An 18,121-nucleotide genomic window follows, 5' to 3' on the forward strand; every position below is an offset into this window, starting at 1 on the left:
GCAGAGGACGCCTGAGCTGCCGTGAGGGCTGCTGGCGCAGCAAACGTTCTGTGCAGGGCCCGGAGCGGACGGTCCATTCCAGGCCCCGGGTCAGGCTAGATCGCGTCCAGACCGGATTCGCCGGTTCGGATGCGGATCGCTTCCTCGATGTTGGACACGAAGATCTTGCCGTCGCCGATGCGGCCGGTCTGGGCGGCGCGGCGGATCGCCTCGATCGCACGCTCGACCAGGTCGTCGCCGATCACGATCTCGATCTTCACCTTGGGCAGGAAATCGACGATGTATTCGGCGCCCCGGTACAGCTCGGCATGACCCTTCTGCCGGCCAAAACCCTTGGCTTCGGTGACGGTGATGCCCTGAAGTCCCACTTCCTGAAGCGCCTCCTTCACCTCGTCGAGCTTGAACGGCTTGATGATGGCTTCGATCTTCTTCACTGAGCGCCTCCCGGGCATTCCGCTATAAACAACAGGTGGGTCATCGTCAGGCTGCGCCCACGCGCAGGTCGTTCGATCATTTCGCTACCGGGCCCGACACTCTCCGGCGGAGGCCCGGTGATTGACTGCCCGACTTGCCCCGTGCCGAAGTGGCTCCACAAAAGCAGGGTCTATGCCAAGTCGTTAACGGGCCCAAATAGGGCCGATAATCAGGCATTTCACGAGCGCCCTGACGATTCCCTCAAGGAACGTCTAGAATACCGGAGCCTTGAGAATAGGCAAACAGATCAAACGTTGTGCAGACATCGACGATCCAGACGCGCGCTGTCCGAAATGCCCAGGGAAAAGGCGACATGCCGGGTTTCGTCGCGTCTTGCCAGACGCGCAGCGCCCTTGGAAGTTGCGGGCCGGCGCGGCAATAGGAAGCGCGGGATTCGCGCGCGCCGGCTCCTCGGGACGGGGCGCCGACGCCCGCTGAGACGCGATGGGGACGATATCACGCAGCCGGCGCTAGACGGCGGCTGGGGACGAGAGCGGCGATGGAAATCTTGACCACGAGCGAAATGGAGCGCGCCGACCGGCTGACGATCGCAGCCGGCACGCCGGGCTTTTCGCTGATGCTGAGCGCCGGCCAGGCAGTGGCCGAGGCGGCCATGGACCTGGTCGAGACCGGGCCGATCGTGGTGGTCTGCGGGCCGGGCAACAATGGCGGCGACGGCTTCGTTGCCGCGGCCGAACTCGCCGCGCAGGGCAGGGACGTCTCGGTCATCCTGATGTGCGAGCGCGACGCGTTGCACGGCGACGCGGCCTCCGCCGCCAAGGGCTGGAAGTTTCCGGTGCTGCCGTTCACGCCGCAGGCGATCGGCAGGCCGGCGCTGATCATCGACGCGCTGTTCGGCGCCGGCCTCAGCCGGCCCGTCACCGGCGAGCCTCATGACGTCATCGCAGCGATCAACGGCAATGGCGCGCCGGTGCTCGCGGTCGACCTGCCGAGCGGCATCAACGGCACCACGGGCGCGGTGATGGGCATCGCAGTCCGCGCCACCGAGACGGTGACCTTCTTCCGCAAGAAGCCGGCGCATCTGCTGCTGCCGGGCCGCCAGCATTGCGGGCGCGTCCGGCTCGCCGACATCGGCATCGCTCCCCAGGTGCTCGCGGAGATCAGGCCGCAGGCCTTCGAGAACGATCCCGAGCTGTGGCAGGGCCATTTTCCGGTGCCACGCATCGACGGCCACAAATACGCCCGCGGGCACGTGCTGGCGATGTCCGGCGACGTCACCGCCACGGGCGCGGCGCGGATGGCCGCGCGGGCCGCGTTGCGGGCCGGCGCCGGCCTCGTCACGCTGGCCTCGCCGCGGGATGCGCTGGCGGTCAATGCCGCGGCGCTGACGGCGGTGATGGTGCGCGCCGCCGACACCGCGATCGCGTTCGGCGAATTGCTCGGCGACAAGCGCTACAACACCTGCATCATCGGGCCCGGCACCGGCGTCAGCGAGCGCACGCGCGACCTCGTCTACACCGCGCTCACGGCGCAGCGTCACCTCGTGCTCGATGCCGACGCGTTGACGAGCTTCGCCGATGCGCCGGAGCGGCTGTTCGAGCAGCTCAGGGCGATGGCCGAGGCGCAGATCGTGCTGACACCGCACGAGGGCGAATTCCCCCGGCTGTTCTCCGATCTCAGCAACAAGCATCCCGGCCGCTCCAAGCTGGAGCGCGTCCGCGCGGCAGCGGTGCGCTGCGGCGCCGTGGTGCTGTTGAAGGGCGCCGACACGACGGTGGCCGCGCCCGACGGCCGCGCCGCAATCGCCGCCAACGCACCGCCCTGGCTCGCCACCGCCGGCGCCGGCGACGTACTCGCCGGCATCATCGCCGGCATGCTGGCGCAGGGTGTGCCGGCGTTCGAGGCCGCCTGCATCGGCGTCTGGATGCATGGCGAGGCGGGCAACGAGGCGGGGCCGGGGCTGATTGCCGAGGACCTGACGGAGACGCTGCCCGCGGTGTTCCGGCGGCTCTATGACCGGTTCGGGATCGAGTATTGAGCAGGGCGAGCCGTCGCCCGGCAGACACTGTCATGCCCACGAAAGCGGGCATCCAGTACGCCGCGGCCCATCGATTCAATCGCGGCCGCTTCGGCGTACTGGATCGCCCGGTCAACCCCGGGCGATGACAGTTGTGGTTGCGGTGACGTCGGACCGTCCAGCTAACGCTGGTCGGCTCACGTGACCTGATACTTCGCCACCGCGCTCTCGTTCCACGCGAGCCCGAGGCCCGGGCCCTTCGCCGTCACCTTGCCGTCAATCACCTGCAGCGGCTCGGCGAGAATTGCGCCGGCGAAGTCCAGCACCTCCAGCCAGTGTGCCGTCGGCGTTACCGCCAGGACATGCGCGCTCGCCTCGGGCAGGATGTGGCTCGACATCGGGATCGAGGCGGCATCGGCCTGACCTGCGACGTTGAGCCAGCCGGTGATGCCGCCGACCTTCATCAGGTCGGGCATGATGAAGTCGGACGCGCCGGCCGCGATTGCCTCGGCAAAGCCGCGCGGAAACCACCAGTTCTCGCCGGCCTGGATCGGGATCTCCGACCGCTCGCGCACCCGGGCATGGCCGGAGAGATTCTCCTGCGGCACCGGCTCCTCGATCCAGGTCAGGCCGTAGTCCGCAAGGCGCGTGATTCTGCGCGTGGCTTCCGGGGGATCGAGCGACTGGTTGAAGTCGAGCATCAGCGCCATGTCCGGGCCGAGCAGGGCGCGCAGGCCCTTGATCATCGCTTCGTCGGTCGCGAGATCGCCATGACCGCCCTTGGTCTTGATGGCGCGGAAGCCGTGCTCGTCGCGCGCGGCGCGTAAGATGCGCTCGTCGTCCTTTGCATCGAGCACGCCATAGCTGTCATAGGCCGGAATCGGCCGCGCCGTGCCGCCGAGCAGCTCGGCGACGGGCTTGCCGGCGAGCTGACCGAGCGCGTCCCAGAACGCCATGTCGAGGCCCGAGACGGCCATGCCGACGAGGCCCTGCCAGCCGAGCAGGCGAAACTTGGCGTCCATGAGTTTAATCAGGTCGAACGGGACCAGGGCCTGGCCTTTGAGCTCGCGGCCGATCTCCTCGACCAGATGCAGCAGCGGTTTCAACGCAAGCCTGGTGTAAGCGAACAGGTAGGAGTGGCCGGTAACCCCCTGATTGGTGGCGACGTCGATCAGCACCAGCGGTCCGGAGTCGATGATGCCGAACGCGTTGCGCAAGGGGCGCTTCATGGGCGTGATCACGGCGCGCGCCGTGACCCCGGTGATGGCAGCGATGGTCATGGGGACTGTTCCCTCAGGTTCGTTTCCTCACCGGATCTCATACCACCGCAGCAGGCGCGGCGCTGCCCAGCTGGTCGCCATGCTCTCGACCAGGAACCGGCCGGACTGCTCGGCAAGGAACGCAATGCGCTGGGTCTGGCCGGCCTCCAGTGCCAGCGTGTCGAGCCAATAGGGCTTCCAGCCGTCGTCGAGCTGGTCGAGCAGCCGGAACGGCTGGCCGTGCAAATGGACCACACGGGAGGCGGCGGTCTTGTTGGTAAGAGCCAGCACGACCACCCGGCCGGCCTTCGCCTGGAAGGCGGGGGCGGCGGTGGCATTGAACTGGACGGGCGGCCGCCACTCGGCGCCGTCGAGCCCGAGTTCGGCCCGAACGGCCGTCTTGAGGTCCAGTCTGTCCGGCAAGCCGTTCGACGGCAAAGCTGGCGCCGGCGGCAGTGGGGCGGCACGGAGTGGCGGCTCGCTCGCCGTCACCAGCCGGGCGATGGGGCGCGCATTGCTGCCGTTGTGCAGCAGCACGTCGAGCGCCGTCCTGGCCGCGGGCATGTCGATGAACACATCGGTTCGGCCGCCGGGCGGCAGCACCACGGCGCCGTTGCGCGCCAGGAAAGGCTCGGCCGGCTGGCCGTCGATGGCCATCACGCGGACGGCGTCGAGGTCGGCGATTTTGATCGCGATCACAGCGCGTTGACAGCCATTGATGAACCGCAGCCTGACCCGCGCATGGGTCCGCAGCGCGATCTCGGGCTGGGTCTGCCCATTGACGGTGTAGAGGAGCTCGGCGTCCGTCGCCTCGGTTCCCGGCGCAACCGCGGTGCCGTCGGCCTTGAGCCTGAAGTCCTCGATCAGGAAAACCTCGTCGCGGTCGACAGTTACCGTCGCGGCCTCATCGACGATGACAGGCAGCGGGCGGATCGCCACGACGTCGGCCAGCAGCCGCAGGTCGAGCAGGCCGGTCCCGGCCCGCGACGCCAGGGCTGGAATGGTGGCCCGGCCGCCGGGGCCGATCTCCGCCTGCGCCAGCAGCGGGGCGGGCAAAGCGAGGCCGCGGCTGGACAGCGCGGCGGGGATCGTAAGGCCATTCGAAAGGTCGAGATCCAGGGCCGTGCCGCGGGCAAGCCGGACCACCGGGGCCGGTGCTGCCAGCCGCCAGAGCGGGCTGGCCGCGCGTCCCTGGGCCAGCACGAGAGATTCGCCGCGAGCGTTCAACGAAACCGAGATTCGGCGAGCGGCCCGCGCCGGGCGGGCAAACGAGGCCGCGCCGGCTGCCGCGAGGCCGCCGAGCAGGGCGCGGCGGCTGAGCCCCTCCGACGATTCCGTCATGCGACAAAACATCGTGCAATGAGGGGGATGCGGATCATGCTGTTTTCCCTTATCTGTGCGTTCGACACGGTCGATCGGCCTGCCGGTGGTGCTTTCGACAGCCCATTTTTTTGCTGCGGACGGTTTCGTGCGTGGTATAAGCCGCGCCGCCCGCGGCATCGCGGCCGGGCTATCGATGCAGTTCACGCGGGCGTGGCGGAACTGGTAGACGCGCTGGATTTAGGTTCCAGTGACGAAAGTTGTGGGGGTTCGAGTCCCTCCGCCCGCACCAAGCGCTTCTCCGGCGTTTGCCCCTAGTTTTACCGGCGAACCCGTTCTCTCGCACAGAGAAGCGGGCCGCCGATCCCACCGACGCAAGGCCCTTTGCCGCGCGTCGTCCACAATTGAGTCAGATGTGTCCGGATCGCAAGGGTCCGGACCGAAGCGGAAGAAGATTGACGCCATGCAGGTCACAGAAACCTTGTCGGAAGGCTTGAAGCACGAGTTCCAGATCAGCGTTCCGGCGGCGGATCTCGACGCCAAGGCGGATGCCAAGCTGGTCGATCTCAAGGACAAGGTCCGCATCAACGGCTTCCGCCCCGGCAAGGTGCCGGTCGCGCATCTGAAGAAGATCTACGGCAAGTCGGTCATGGCCGAGACCATCGACCAGACCATCCGCGACACCAACACGCAGATCTTCACCGAGCGCGGCTTCCGCCTGGCCACCGAGCCCAAGGTGACGATGCCGACCGAGGAAGCCGAGGTCGAGAAGATCCTCGCTGGCGAGTCCGACCTGACCTACACCGTGGCCGTCGAGGTCGTGCCGGCGATCGCGCTCGCCGACTTCAAGACCTTCTCGGTCGAAAAGCCGGTGGCCGACATCACCGACGCCGACGTCGACGAGGCGATCAAGCGCCTGGCCGATGCCAACCGTAGCTACGCCGCCAAGGCCGATGGCGCGAAGGCCGAGAACGGCGACCGCGTGAAGATCAACTTCAAGGGCACGATCGACGGCGTCGCCTTCGAGGGCGGCACCGGCGAGGGCATCGACGTCGTCATCGGCTCCAACACCTTCATCCCCGGTTTCGAGGACCAACTGGTCGGCATCGGCGTCGGCGAGACCCGTACGCTCAAGGTCACGTTCCCGACCAACTACCTGAACAACGAGCTCGCCGGTAAGGCCGCGGAGTTCGAGACCACGGCGACCGCGATCGAGGCGCCGGAAGACAAGGTGGTGGACGACGAGTTCGCCAAGACGCTCGGCCTGGAATCGCTCGACAAGCTGAAGCAGCTGATGCGCGATCGTCTCGCCGGCGAGTTCAGCCAGGCGACCCGCCAGCGCGTCAAGCGCGCGCTGCTCGACCGTCTCGACGAGACCCATAAGTTCGATGCGCCGCCGTCGTTGATCGACGAGGAGTTCAACCTGATGTGGAACTCGGTCAAGGCCGAGATGGATTCCAGCGGCAAGACCTTCGCCGACGAGAACACCACCGAGGACAAGGCGAAGGAGGAGTACCGCACCATCGCCGACCGCCGCGTGCGCCTCGGCCTCGTGCTCTCCGAGATCGGCGAGAAGAACAAGATCACCGTGACCGACGACGAGGTCAGCCGCGCCGTGATCGAGCGCGCGCGCTCGATGCCGGGCCGCGAGAAGGAGGTCTGGGACTTCTATCGCAGCAACCCGCAGGCGCTCGCGCAGCTGCGCGCGCCGATCTACGAGGACAAGGTCGTCGACTTCATCCTCGAGCTTGCCAACGTGACCGAGAAGAAGGTCTCCAAGGACGAGCTGTTCAAGGACGACGACAGCGACAAGGCAGCCTGAAAAGGCCGCCCATCGTAGGGTTCGCGACATAAGCGCGAGATTAAGGTTGACCGGCGAAAGCGCCGGTCAGCCCGGTTCCGGTGCTGGCCGCCGCCGCGGGAATCAGCTTGAACAGAGCAACGACCTCGCTCGCGGCTGGCCAGGAGACCCGGTCTTGTCACCGGCAAATTGGTCCATATCTGTGGGCTCGGTCTTGAAGTTCTGCATCACGGGACACCTGTCCGTCGCTGCTCGTTGAAATGAGCCTCACCTGCGGCGGCCGGTCGTCTCAACTGCTGGTCCAACCCTTGGGTGATTCATGCGCGATCCCGTCGAAACCTATATGAACCTTGTGCCCATGGTGGTCGAACAGACCAACCGCGGTGAGCGCGCCTACGACATCTTCTCGCGCCTCCTGAAGGAGCGCATCATCTTCGTGACCGGTCCGGTCGAGGACGGCATGGCGACCCTGATCGTCGCGCAGCTGCTGTTCCTCGAGGCCGAGAACCCGAAGAAGGAAATCGCGATGTACATCAACTCGCCCGGTGGCGTGGTGACGTCGGGCCTCGCGATCTACGACACGATGCAGTTCATCCGCCCGGCGGTGTCGACGCTGTGCACCGGCCAGGCGGCCTCGATGGGCTCGTTGCTGCTCTGTGCCGGCCACAAGGACATGCGCTTCTCGCTGCCGAACTCGCGCATCATGGTGCATCAGCCGTCCGGCGGGTTCCAGGGCCAGGCGACCGATATCATGCTGCACGCCCAGGAGATCCTGAACCTGAAGAAGCGGCTCAACGAGATCTACGTCAAGCACACCGGCCAGCCTTACAAGGCGATCGAGGACGCCCTGGAGCGCGACAAATTCCTCACGGCGGAAGCCGCCCAGGAGTTCGGCCTGATCGACAAGGTTCTCGACAAGCGGCCGGAAGATCCGGCGGCGATGGGTAAGTGAGCCCTCCGTAAACGAGGCGGGGTTCGTTTGACCCGCCTCGGAGCGCACAGCATCACCTTTGTCGGCCCGGGCCGGCAAAGGTACTGAGGTGGGGTCCCAAAAGGGTCGCAACCTTGCCGTGCGGCCGGCAAATAGGCGTGGCAAACACGCAACGCTCCGCTGATTTCGCGTGCTCTTACCGTGTCAAGCCCCAAAATCACGGTAATGTCACGGTCTAGGGTCTGTGCTCCGATTAGCGAATTCTTGATAGTCGGATGACAGCATGATTGGCTAGAGTGTCCAGTTATGGATCGTGGGGGATTCGCGTAGGTCGTGGGCGCACGACAGGTGAAGAACAAGGTGTTAATTTTGGTACGAAATTTGCTCTTTCACCAGTCTGGTCCGGCCCGTGCCGGATCGGAACGAACGAGCGGACAAGAGCGAACCGCGGACGGAGACAGGAATGAGTAAGGTCGGCACGAGCGACTCGAAGAACACGCTATATTGCTCGTTCTGCGGCAAGAGCCAGCACGAAGTCCGCAAACTGATCGCAGGTCCAACCGTCTTCATCTGCGACGAGTGCGTCGAACTCTGCATGGACATCATCCGCGAGGAGAACAAGTCCTCGCTGGTCAAGTCGCGCGACGGGATTCCGACCCCGAAGGAGATCTGCAAGGTCCTGGACGATTACGTCATCGGCCAGAACCACGCGAAGAAGGTGCTCTCGGTCGCCGTCCACAACCACTACAAGCGGCTGAATCACCAGACCAAGCACTCCGACGTCGAGCTCGCGAAGTCGAACATCCTGCTGATCGGTCCGACCGGATCGGGCAAGACGCTGCTCGCGCAAACGCTCGCCCGCATCCTGGACGTGCCGTTCACGATGGCGGATGCGACGACCCTGACCGAGGCCGGCTATGTCGGTGAGGACGTCGAGAACATCATCCTGAAGCTCTTGCAGGCGGCCGACTACAATGTCGAGCGCGCGCAGCGTGGCATTGTCTACATCGACGAGATCGACAAGATCAGTCGCAAGTCGGACAATCCCTCGATCACCCGCGACGTGTCGGGCGAGGGCGTCCAGCAGGCGCTGCTGAAGATCATGGAAGGCACGGTTGCGTCGGTTCCGCCGCAGGGCGGCCGCAAGCATCCGCAGCAGGAGTTCCTGCAGGTCGACACCACCAACATCCTGTTCATCTGCGGTGGTGCGTTCTCCGGTCTCGAGAAGATCATCTCGGCGCGCGGCCGGTCGACCTCGATCGGCTTCGCCGCCCAGGTTCTGGCGCCGGAAGACCGCCGCACCGGCGAGATCTTCCGTCACGTCGAGCCTGAGGATCTCCTGAAGTACGGCCTGATCCCCGAGTTCGTCGGCCGTCTGCCGGTCGTTGCGACGCTCGAGGATCTCGACGAGAACTCGCTCAAGAAGATCCTGACCGAGCCCAAGAACGCGCTGGTGAAGCAGTATCAGCGGCTGTTCGAGATGGAGAACATCGAGCTCACCTTCGCCGACGAGGCGCTGGGCGCGGTGGCGCGCAAGGCCATCGAGCGCAAGACCGGCGCGCGTGGTCTGCGGTCGATCCTCGAGAGCATCCTGCTCGAGACGATGTTCGACCTGCCGGGTCTCGAGGGCGTCGAGGAAGTGGTCATCTCGCGCGAAGTGGTCGAGGGCACCGCCCGTCCGCTCTACATCTACGCCGATCGGTCCGATCGCGCGGTGGAAAGCAGCGCCAGCGCGTGAGGCGCGCTGGTACGAGAGACAGAAGACCTCGATTTATTAGATCGGCGATCGCCGCGGACATCATGTCCGCGGCATCGCAGCGTTTCAGAGTCCCGCCGCGTAAAGCCATTTTTGGCGGGTGTTTACCGATACTTGACACCCCCCGGGTCGATAGCCACCTAATGTCGCGTGGCGATACAAATCTCAATCCCGGGATTCGCCTCAACAACGATCCGAAACAAGCGGGCGATATCGACGCGTCAGTGAAGTCCGGATCAGATCGCACCTTGTGGCGGTTGCGCACGATGGCGGACTGCGTGCAAGGGGGCTAAACAAAAGGAACAGGCCATGACGACCCCCAAACCCCGGCCGACCATCGTTTACGGCGAGAGCCACGCCTATCCGGTTCTGCCGCTCCGCGACATCGTCGTCTTCCCGCACAACATCGTTCCGCTGTTCGTCGGCCGCGAGAAATCCATCCGCGCCCTCGAAGAGGTGATGAAGAACGACGCGCTGGTGATGCTGGCGACGCAGAAGAACGCGTCCGACGACGATCCAGCTCCGGATGCGATCTACGAGACCGGGACGCTCGCCAGCGTGCTGCAACTCCTGAAGCTGCCCGACGGCACCGTGAAGGTGCTGGTCGAAGGCCTGGAGCGCGCGCGCGTCGAGAAGTACACCGATCGCGCCGACTACTACGAAGCCACTGCCGTTGCGCTCGAGGACACCGACGCCAAGTCGGTCGAGGCCGAAGCGCTGGGCCGCTCCGTCGTGTCGGACTTCGAGAGCTATGTGAAGCTGAACAAGAAGATCTCGGCCGAGGTCGTCGGCGTCGTTCAGTCGATCACCGATTTCGGCAAGCTGGCCGACACCGTCGCCTCGCATCTCGCCGTCAAGATCGCGGATCGCCAGGGCATCTTGGAGACGCTGTCCGTCACCACGCGCCTGGAGAAGGTGCTGGGCCTGATGGAGAGCGAGATCTCGGTGCTGCAGGTCGAGAAGCGCATCCGCTCGCGTGTGAAGCGCCAGATGGAGAAGACCCAGCGCGAGTACTACCTGAATGAGCAGATGAAGGCCATTCAGAAGGAGCTGGGCGACGAGGACGGCCGCGACGAGCTCGCCGATCTGGAAGAGCGCATCAACAAGACCAAGCTCTCCAAGGAAGCGCGCGAGAAGGCCCAGCACGAGCTGAAGAAGCTGCGCCAGATGTCGCCGATGTCCGCGGAAGCGACCGTCGTGCGCAACTACCTGGATTGGCTGCTGTCGATCCCGTGGAACAAGAAGTCCAAGGTGAAGAAGGATCTGGAGGCCGCGCAGGCGGTTCTGGATGCGGATCACTATGGGCTGGAGAAGGTCAAGGACCGCATCGTCGAGTACCTGGCGGTGCAGTCGCGCGCCAACAAGCTGACCGGCCCGATCCTGTGCCTGGTCGGACCTCCCGGCGTCGGCAAGACCTCGCTCGGCAAGTCGATCGCGAAGGCCACGGGGCGCGAGTTCGTTCGCGTGTCGCTGGGCGGCGTGCGCGACGAGGCGGAGATCCGCGGTCATCGCCGGACCTATATCGGCTCGATGCCCGGCAAGATCATCCAGTCGATGCGCAAGGCCAAGACCTCGAATCCGCTCTTCCTGCTGGACGAGATCGACAAGATGGGCTCGGACTTCCGGGGTGATCCCTCGTCGGCGCTGCTGGAGGTCCTGGACCCCGAGCAGAACACGACGTTCAACGATCACTATCTGGAGGTCGACTACGACCTGTCGAACGTGATGTTCATCACGACCGCGAATACGCTGAATATTCCCGGACCGCTGATGGACCGCATGGAGATCATCCGCATCGCGGGCTACACCGAGACCGAAAAGCTCGAGATCGCCCGCAAGCACCTGATCCCCAGCGCGATCTCGAAGCACGGCCTGGACTCGAAGGAGTGGTCGATCGACGACGACGCGTTGCTGCTCGTGATCCGGCGCTACACCCGCGAAGCGGGCGTGCGTAATCTGGAGCGTGAGATTTCCACACTGGCCCGCAAGGCCGTGAAGGAGCTCATGATGTCCAAGAAGAAGTCGGTGAAGATCACCGAGAAGACCGTCGAGGAATTCTTGGGTGTTCCGAAGTACCGCTTCGGCGAGATCGAGAGCGACGATCAGGTCGGCATCGTGACGGGCTTGGCCTGGACCGATGTCGGTGGCGAGCTGCTGACGATCGAAGGCGTCATGATGCCCGGCAAGGGCAAGATGACGGTGACGGGCAATCTGCGCGACGTCATGAAGGAGTCGATCTCGGCGGCGGCCTCGTTCGTCCGCTCGCGGGCGATCAACTACGGCATCGAGCCGCCGCTGTTCGACCGGCGTGACATCCACGTCCACGTGCCGGAGGGAGCAACCCCGAAGGACGGACCGTCGGCGGGCGTCGCGATGGCGACGACCATCATCTCGGTGATGACCGGCATCCCGGTCCGTCACGACGTCGCGATGACCGGCGAGATCACGTTGCGTGGTCGCGTGCTGCCGATCGGCGGCCTGAAGGAGAAGCTGTTGGCTGCGGCCCGCGGCGGCATCAAGACGGTGCTGATCCCCGAGGACAACGCCAAGGATCTCACGGAGATTTCCGATGCGATCAAGGGCGGCATGGAGATCATCCCGGTCGCCCGTCTCGACGACGTCGTCGCCCGGGCCCTGGTCCGCAAGCCGGTGCCGATCGTCTGGGAAGAGGACACCAAGGTGCCCGTGAAGGCCGATGGCGACGAAGCCGCCGGCGGCCTGACCGCCCACTGACGACCGAACAGAACAAGGAAACGGCGCCCGAAGGGGCGCCGTTATCGTTTGCGGGATCGAGCCACTGACTTCGAGCGTGCGGAGTCTGCCCCACCGTTCCCGCTGCGGCGGTTTCTCGCTGCCGCCGCGTGGTTCCGGCGTTGATTGCGGATCGGGCAGGGGGTAAAGAAGCGCGACGTGAGGGCGGCTAGCTCAGCTGGTTAGAGCATCTCGTTTACACCGAGAGGGTCGGGAGTTCGAATCTCTCGCCGCCTACCACTCGGATCTGCCGGCAGGCACGCTCGAATTGCGGTGGCTATTGCGGCAGGCGCTGTTTTTCCAGGCTGACCGCGATCCTTTCCAGAAGCGTGTTCGTACGTCTGGTTTCATCGATCTGCTGCTCGTAGAGCTGAACCACCTTCGCGCTGGGACCCAATCCGCCGCGACGGCTGAGCAAGAACCAAACCCCGATCAGGAAGATGAAGGGAAGCCAGGAGACGATCAGCTCCACGACCCATTGTTGCATGACGACCCATTCCCCCATTTGAACCTCTGTCAGAGGTAGCAGGATGGCTATACCGCAGCCTCGTGGTGAAGCGTAGGTGCTGCGGGACGTCGCCGTGGGACAGGGTTTAGAATCCTTTTCGGCGGCCACTACGAAGTGTCAGAACGATTTCGCGTGGTGACCAGCTCTTCTTCGGCTAGCTTCGCGCGGGGTGAAACATCGCGGACGAAACGATGACCGACTTCCTGCGTCACTGCACAGGCGGACACGAACGCATCATCGCGGCTGGCTCCGACCTGCTGGAGGAGGGCCACAGCACCGGGCATCTCTACATCCTGCTGGACGGGCGGCTGGAGGTCATCAAGGCCGGGGCCACGGTGGCCGTCGTCTCCGAGCCGGGTGCGCTGTTCGGCGAGATGTCGCTGCTGCTGGAGCAGCCGCACACGGCGACCGTGCGGGCGCTTGCCGAGTGCCGGATCTATGAGATCCCCAATGCGCCGCGCTTCCTGGCCGAGAATCCCGAGGCGACGCTGGCGATCGCGCGCATGCTGGCGCAGCGGCTCAATGTCGCCAATACCTATCTGGCCGACCTCAAGCGGCAATATGCCGGCCATGGCACGCACCTCGCGATGGTCGGCGACGTCCTGCAGAGCATGGTCAACCTGCCGCCGCAGCAGGTCTCGCCAGGAACGGATCTGGAATCCGATCCACGGCTCTGAGCCAGTCGGGCGCCGCTGTCACCGGCTGGGCCGGGCGCTCCAGCGGTCCGGCGAGGTCGATCCATTCGGCCTGCCCCGCCGACAGCCAGAACGCGCGCTGGGCCTCGGTGTCGAGCACCATGTAGGTCGGCGGGCGCCCGGGCTGCCGTCCGGTGTTGAAGACCCAGGTCTCACCGACGCGATCGAACCAGGATCCGTTCGTGATGAAGGGCGACTGGTGGACGTGGCCGGAGATCACCATCGTTGGCCGATGGCGCGCGATGAAGCCTTCGAGCTCGGTATCGCCGAAGAAGCGCTTGCCGCCCCAGCTCACCGGCGAGTTGCCCGGCGGCGCATGATGCACCCAGATCCAGCGCGCGGGCTTGCGTGCCGCGGCGGCTTCGAGCTGACGCGCGACGGCGGCCTTCACGAGCGGGCCGTCCCACCACGGGCAGACTGAGAACATGATGTCGCCGACCACGAGATCGTCGCCATCGGAAGCGATGCCGAGCTCGCGGACCGTGCTGAGCCAAGCCGCGATCTTCTCGCCGTCCGCGCTACGCTCCTCCAGGTCGTGATTGCCGGAGCAGATCATCACGCGCGTCCTGGCGGCAAGCAGGCCGAGATACTTCTTCACGACGACGATCTGGGCGCGAATGTCGACGATCGAGGCGAGGTCGAGCGCATCGCCGGCGAACACGACCATGTCGAAATGCTCGGCCGCCGCGACCAGCCAGTCGAACTGCGGCAACGTGTAGTGAAGATCGGCAACGATGAGACAGCGCATGAGGCTCCTGACGCGCAGGATGAAAGCAAGAGCGGGACCATGTTCTGCCCGCGCGATTGCATCTCGAAACCGCCGGCGCCAGCAAGACCGTCCTCTGGTCTGTTGAACTCGCCGGTATGATGTTGGCGCGAGCCATCGCGCGCTCGTGCCTTGACAGGCAAGACCCGCGCATGCGCGATGCCTACTCTCTCGATGAGCTCAACCAGACAAGGCGCGTCATGCAATTGCCTTCAGGAGACGACCGCAACGCCGACCAGATCGCCTATTGGAACGGCCCGGGGGGCCAGCGCTGGTCCGATCGCCAGGAGGCGCAGGACGTCCTGCTCGCGCCGGTGTCGCGGATCCTGATCGACCGCATCGCGGCCAAGCCGGGAGATCGTGTGCTCGACATCGGCTGTGGTTGTGGCGGCCTGTCGATCGCGCTGGCCGGGCAGGTGAGCCCGGGCGGGCATGTGCTCGGCGTCGACATTTCCGCGCCGATGCTGGCGCGGGCGCGGGCCGTCGCGCCGGCCGGGCTCGCCACCGAATTCGTGCTGGCCGACGCCACCGTGCATCCGTTCGCGCCGGCGGGCTTCGATCTCTTGGTGTCGCGGTTCGGGGTGATGTTCTTCGCCGATCCGGTGGCGTCGTTCGCCAACATCCGCCGCGCGCTGAAGCCGGGCGGTCGGGTCGTGTTCGCCTGCTGGCGCGAGCCGAAGGCCAATCCCTGGATGATTGCGCCGCTGCAGGCGGTCTATCGCCACGTCCCGAAGCTGCCGGAGATGGCGCCGGAGGATCCGGGTCCGTTCGCGTTCGCATCCGAGGCGCGGGTGACGCGGATCCTCGGCGAGGCCGGCTTCAGCGACGTCGCGCTGCAGGCACATCCGCTGTCGCTCGACATCGCCCGCGGACAGGGTCTCGACGCGGCGGTGCAATCGGCCTTCGAGATCGGCCCCGCCAGCCGCGCGCTGGAAGGGCACCCGGCGGAGACGCGCGATGCGGCGCGTCTCTCGGTACGCGAGCTGCTCGCACAGCATCAGGATGGCGGCAGCGTCACGCTGTCGGGCTCGATCTGGCTGGTGACGGCGCGCGCCTGACGCGGCGCCGGACGGTGCTCAGGAGCGCTCTTCCCAGATCATCGCCAGATGGACGATGGTCTGCGCCGCCTTCTCCATGTCCTTGACGCTGACCCATTCGAGACGCGAGTGGAAGGCATGCTCGCCGGCGAAGATGTTGGGGCAGGGCAGGCCCATGAACGACAGCCGCGAACCGTCGGTGCCGCCGCGGATCGATGTCCGGACCGGCGTCAGTCCGGCGCGGCGGATCGCCTCCTCGGCATAGGTCACGATCTCCGGATGCCGGTCGATGACCTCCTTCATGTTGCGGTATTGCTGCCGGACCTCCATCCGATAGGTCGAGCGCGGATAGTCCTTCAGGACATCCCTGACGATGTCCTCGAGCAGCGCTTCCTTCTGCCGCAGGCCCTGCTCGCTGAAATCGCGCACGATGAAGTCGAGCCGCGCCTGTTCGAGCGCGCCGGAGATCCCGACCGGATGCAGGAAGCCTTCCTTGCCCTCCGTCGTCTCCGGCGAGCAGCCATCCTTCGGGAGCCGATCGACGATTGCGGACGCGATCTTGATCGCATGCTCCATCTTGCCCTTGGCAAAGCCGGGATGGGCGCTGACGCCGTTGATGAGGATGGTGGCGCCGTCGGCGGAGAAGGTCTCGTCCTCGATGTTGCCGGCGGTCTCGCCATCCATCGTATAGCCGAAATCGGCGCCCAGCTTCTTCAGGTCGACCCTGTCGACGCCGCGGCCGATCTCCTCGTCCGGCGTGAACAGGATCTTGATGGTGCCGTGCTTGATCTGTGGATTGCTGATCAGGAATTGCGCCGCGTCCATGATCTCGGCGATGCCGGCCTTGTTGTCGGCGCCCAGCAGGGTCGTGCCGTCGGTGGTGACGATGTCGCTGCCGATCTGGTCCTTCAATGCAGGATGCTCAGCCGCACGGATGATCTGGCTCGGGTCTCCCGGCAGCACGATGTCGCCGCCCTGGTAGTTGCGTACGATCTGCGGCTTCACGTTCGCCCCGGAGCAGTCGGGCGACGTATCCATGTGCGAGCAGAAGCAGATCACCGGCACCGCCTTGTCGGTGGTGGCGGGGATGGTCGCGTAGACGTAGCCGTGGTCGTCCAGATGGGCGTCCGAAAGTCCCATCGCCTGGAGCTCGGCCGCCAGCAGCCGGCCGAGATTCTTCTGTTTGAGCGTCGAAGGGCAGGTCGGCGACGTCGGGTCCGACTGGGTGTCGATCACGGCATAGCGGAGCAGGCGCTCGGTGACGGAGTGGGTATAGCTGCGAAGCGGGTCGGACATGGGCACCACGAGAGAGAGAGAGAGAGAGAGAGAGAGAGAGAGAGGTCGCCGGAGGTATGAGTATACTAATATATCAGTTATTGCATGCCAGATACCAGGAGCGGCAGGTTATCAATGGTTTCAGCTCTGATCAAAGAACGTCCGCAAGCTCCCGTGCTGCGGAATACGACGTTTCGCGGCCGGCGTTGATCAGCACCGCTTCGCCGACGGCAGGATTGAGCTCCATCTGCAGGATACCGCCTCCGGCGATTCGAAGCTCAGCTTGCTCGCACAGGTGCCGGGCGATTCGTGGGCGGCGTCCGCGAGGAATCTCCTCTCACTCGCTTCCTGGTCAGCCCGTGCGCCTCGACCGGGACGGCGGCCGGAAATTTCAATATGCCCGGTCGAAAGTATGCCTGGTCGGACTTGGCGCCCATTTTGCCATATCCGGCCTGCGACGTCTTCGCGAAGCGACCGCCACGGCCGCGGGGCAGGGGTGCCGAGGTCCGGAGGGAGAGACGTGGGATGGCCCATCATCGTGCAGCGATTGACGTCGGCTGCTCGGCCCAGACAAGGAGACCGGGCGTGCTGCATGGACCCCTCATCAATGACTTCGCACAGCTCTCGGTTCATTGTCCTTGACTTCGAAACATCGCCCCTTTAAGTCGCACTCCTCCGCGGATTTCGCGATCACGCGGGAGTAGCTCAGTTGGTTAGAGCGCCGGCCTGTCACGCCGGAGGTCGCGGGTTCGAGCCCCGTCTCTCGCGCCATGTTTTCAATGGCTTAGCTTTCGATCTGATCCGTCCGCTGGCGCAAGCGGCACTCCCGCGCGATCTCTTCCCGCCTACGACCTGATGCTCCGCCGACTGCAAGTGCTCCGTCGCCAATTTTCCGACCGGGCATGAAAAAGGCCACCCGGCGGGTGGCCTGCGAATGCTGTCAGATGGCAGCGGACAGTGGCCTCAGCGGACCATCGAGTCGCTGGAACTCGTCATGGTCACCGGCTTGCCGGCCTTCACGACGTGCGATGCCGTCTGGCTGTAGTCGACGTTGGCGCGGGTCGCGATGCCGAAAGCGGTCACGGCGATGCCGGCGATCAGGGCAACGGCGACGATCTTCAGATGGGTCGATCGGTCTGCGGAATGCAGCGAGTGGTTCATGTCAGCCTCCCGGCGTCTCAGAGCGCCACTTTGTTGCGTGGACATGTACCCCTGCTTTGTTTCGATCCGGTTTCTTCGTTTCCTCAAAATGGTTTCATCGGTTGCAGCCGCCGCGGCGGCAATCGGGAGTATGCGGCCGGGGCTGACTGCGCGCGGCGGTGCCGGCATCGACGGCGGCCGCGGATGATCTTGATCCGGCGGCCCTTCGTGACCATTTCCTGCGGTAACGGAAGCCTATCGGGCGACGGTCCAGTCGCCTCGTTTGGATCGCCCGATCGAACGCTGATCCGCATCCGTCTCCGACCAGCCCAGCCTGCGCACAACGGCGTGCGTCCTCGCGATTGCTGATCGCCTCAGCATCCTGCGGTGGACCGTGCGGCACCGTAATGCTGCGGGTCTGCAATGCGGC

The 18,121-nt window shown here is 65.3% G+C and carries 14 protein-coding genes and 3 tRNA genes; 10 read left to right on the top strand and 7 right to left on the bottom strand.

Annotation, left to right across the window (positions count from 1 at the left end; translation table 11 throughout):
* Positions 1–95 precede the first annotated feature (95 nt).
* Positions 96–434, bottom strand: coding sequence for a P-II family nitrogen regulator (locus ACQR1D_RS15980; protein WP_009027873.1), 339 nt, complete (start codon positions 432–434; stop codon positions 96–98).
* Between the two features lie 539 nt (positions 435–973).
* Between ACQR1D_RS15980 and ACQR1D_RS15985 the strand changes: the two genes are divergently transcribed.
* Complete coding sequence (locus ACQR1D_RS15985) at positions 974–2,473, top strand: NAD(P)H-hydrate dehydratase (protein WP_315799686.1); 1,500 nt, start codon at positions 974–976, stop codon at positions 2,471–2,473.
* Positions 2,474–2,649: 176 nt separating this feature from the next.
* Here the strand turns inward: ACQR1D_RS15985 and ACQR1D_RS15990 are convergent, their stop codons facing one another.
* Positions 2,650–3,732, bottom strand: a complete 1,083-nt coding sequence (locus tag ACQR1D_RS15990; RefSeq protein WP_434840133.1) for an enolase C-terminal domain-like protein — start codon at positions 3,730–3,732, stop codon at positions 2,650–2,652.
* Positions 3,733–3,759: 27 nt separating this feature from the next.
* Positions 3,760–5,064, bottom strand: a complete 1,305-nt coding sequence (locus ACQR1D_RS15995) for a multicopper oxidase domain-containing protein (RefSeq protein WP_434840158.1) — start codon at positions 5,062–5,064, stop codon at positions 3,760–3,762.
* Positions 5,065–5,238: 174 nt separating this feature from the next.
* Here ACQR1D_RS15995 and ACQR1D_RS16000 point away from each other — a divergent pair.
* From ACQR1D_RS16000 to ACQR1D_RS16025, 6 genes are all read left to right on the top strand, one after another.
* Positions 5,239–5,323, top strand: a tRNA-Leu gene (locus ACQR1D_RS16000).
* 171 nt (positions 5,324–5,494) lie between these two features.
* The gene (gene tig / locus ACQR1D_RS16005) at positions 5,495–6,853 is read left to right on the top strand and encodes a trigger factor (RefSeq protein ID WP_315799688.1); all 1,359 of its coding nucleotides are present in this window, start codon (positions 5,495–5,497) and stop codon (positions 6,851–6,853) included.
* A gap of 298 nt (positions 6,854–7,151) precedes the next feature.
* Positions 7,152–7,784, top strand: coding sequence for an ATP-dependent Clp protease proteolytic subunit (locus ACQR1D_RS16010; protein ID WP_172109612.1), 633 nt, complete (start codon positions 7,152–7,154; stop codon positions 7,782–7,784).
* A gap of 442 nt (positions 7,785–8,226) precedes the next feature.
* Positions 8,227–9,501: an ATP-dependent Clp protease ATP-binding subunit ClpX gene (gene clpX, locus ACQR1D_RS16015; RefSeq protein ID WP_012044595.1), complete on the top strand. Its 1,275-nt coding sequence runs from the start codon at positions 8,227–8,229 to the stop codon at positions 9,499–9,501.
* Between the two features lie 327 nt (positions 9,502–9,828).
* Positions 9,829–12,252: an endopeptidase La gene (gene lon, locus ACQR1D_RS16020; RefSeq protein ID WP_006611021.1), complete on the top strand. Its 2,424-nt coding sequence runs from the start codon at positions 9,829–9,831 to the stop codon at positions 12,250–12,252.
* 181 nt (positions 12,253–12,433) lie between these two features.
* Positions 12,434–12,510: transfer RNA gene (locus ACQR1D_RS16025), tRNA-Val, on the top strand.
* A gap of 37 nt (positions 12,511–12,547) precedes the next feature.
* Here ACQR1D_RS16025 and ACQR1D_RS16030 read toward each other — a convergent pair.
* Positions 12,548–12,775 (bottom strand): hypothetical protein, encoded by a 228-nt coding sequence (locus ACQR1D_RS16030; RefSeq protein ID WP_315799689.1) that lies wholly within the window; start codon positions 12,773–12,775, stop codon positions 12,548–12,550.
* Positions 12,776–12,969: 194 nt separating this feature from the next.
* Here ACQR1D_RS16030 and ACQR1D_RS16035 point away from each other — a divergent pair, with 194 nt between their 5' ends.
* Complete coding sequence (locus ACQR1D_RS16035) at positions 12,970–13,455, top strand: Crp/Fnr family transcriptional regulator (protein ID WP_315799690.1); 486 nt, start codon at positions 12,970–12,972, stop codon at positions 13,453–13,455.
* On the opposite strand, the gene ACQR1D_RS16040 is transcribed toward ACQR1D_RS16035, so the two are convergent.
* Positions 13,394–14,221, bottom strand: a complete 828-nt coding sequence (locus ACQR1D_RS16040) for a metallophosphoesterase family protein (protein ID WP_434840132.1) — start codon at positions 14,219–14,221, stop codon at positions 13,394–13,396. The two genes, ACQR1D_RS16035 and ACQR1D_RS16040, sit on opposite strands and share 62 nt — an antisense overlap.
* A gap of 218 nt (positions 14,222–14,439) precedes the next feature.
* On the opposite strand from ACQR1D_RS16040, the gene ACQR1D_RS16045 reads away from it, so the two are divergent.
* Positions 14,440–15,297, top strand: coding sequence for a class I SAM-dependent methyltransferase (locus ACQR1D_RS16045; protein WP_434840157.1), 858 nt, complete (start codon positions 14,440–14,442; stop codon positions 15,295–15,297).
* Positions 15,298–15,315: 18 nt separating this feature from the next.
* On the opposite strand, the gene pepT is transcribed toward ACQR1D_RS16045, so the two are convergent.
* A complete protein-coding gene (gene pepT, locus ACQR1D_RS16050; RefSeq protein ID WP_434840131.1) occupies positions 15,316–16,572 on the bottom strand; it encodes a peptidase T in 1,257 nt (418 codons plus the stop codon).
* Positions 16,573–17,245: 673 nt separating this feature from the next.
* Here pepT and ACQR1D_RS16055 point away from each other — a divergent pair.
* Positions 17,246–17,322, top strand: a tRNA-Asp gene (locus ACQR1D_RS16055).
* Between the two features lie 192 nt (positions 17,323–17,514).
* Here the strand turns inward: ACQR1D_RS16055 and ACQR1D_RS16060 are convergent.
* On the bottom strand, positions 17,515–17,712 hold the full coding sequence (locus tag ACQR1D_RS16060) for a hypothetical protein (protein ID WP_315799693.1): 198 nt from the start codon (positions 17,710–17,712) through the stop codon (positions 17,515–17,517).
* Positions 17,713–18,121: the final 409 nt, after the last annotated feature.

Origin of the sequence: Bradyrhizobium sp. HKCCYLRH2047 (genome assembly GCF_051168175.1) — a bacterium.
Taxonomy (GTDB): domain Bacteria; phylum Pseudomonadota; class Alphaproteobacteria; order Rhizobiales; family Xanthobacteraceae; genus Bradyrhizobium.

Excerpts from the sequence above, each read along its gene's own strand:
- ACQR1D_RS15985 (WP_315799686.1), top strand. The coding sequence starts at position 974 with ATGGAAATCTTGACCACGAGCGAAATGGAGCGCGCCGACCGGCTGACG.
- ACQR1D_RS15990 (WP_434840133.1), bottom strand. The coding sequence starts at position 3,732 with ATGACCATCGCTGCCATCACCGGGGTCACGGCGCGCGCCGTGATCACG.
- ACQR1D_RS15995 (WP_434840158.1), bottom strand. The coding sequence starts at position 5,064 with ATGTTTTGTCGCATGACGGAATCGTCGGAGGGGCTCAGCCGCCGCGCC.
- tig (WP_315799688.1), top strand. The coding sequence starts at position 5,495 with ATGCAGGTCACAGAAACCTTGTCGGAAGGCTTGAAGCACGAGTTCCAG.
- ACQR1D_RS16010 (WP_172109612.1), top strand. The coding sequence starts at position 7,152 with ATGCGCGATCCCGTCGAAACCTATATGAACCTTGTGCCCATGGTGGTC.
- clpX (WP_012044595.1), top strand. The coding sequence starts at position 8,227 with ATGAGTAAGGTCGGCACGAGCGACTCGAAGAACACGCTATATTGCTCG.
- lon (WP_006611021.1), top strand. The coding sequence starts at position 9,829 with ATGACGACCCCCAAACCCCGGCCGACCATCGTTTACGGCGAGAGCCAC.
- ACQR1D_RS16030 (WP_315799689.1), bottom strand. The coding sequence starts at position 12,775 with ATGGGGGAATGGGTCGTCATGCAACAATGGGTCGTGGAGCTGATCGTC.
- ACQR1D_RS16035 (WP_315799690.1), top strand. The coding sequence starts at position 12,970 with ATGACCGACTTCCTGCGTCACTGCACAGGCGGACACGAACGCATCATC.
- ACQR1D_RS16040 (WP_434840132.1), bottom strand. The coding sequence starts at position 14,221 with ATGCGCTGTCTCATCGTTGCCGATCTTCACTACACGTTGCCGCAGTTC.
- ACQR1D_RS16045 (WP_434840157.1), top strand. The coding sequence starts at position 14,440 with ATGCAATTGCCTTCAGGAGACGACCGCAACGCCGACCAGATCGCCTAT.
- pepT (WP_434840131.1), bottom strand. The coding sequence starts at position 16,572 with ATGTCCGACCCGCTTCGCAGCTATACCCACTCCGTCACCGAGCGCCTG.
- ACQR1D_RS16060 (WP_315799693.1), bottom strand. The coding sequence starts at position 17,712 with ATGAACCACTCGCTGCATTCCGCAGACCGATCGACCCATCTGAAGATC.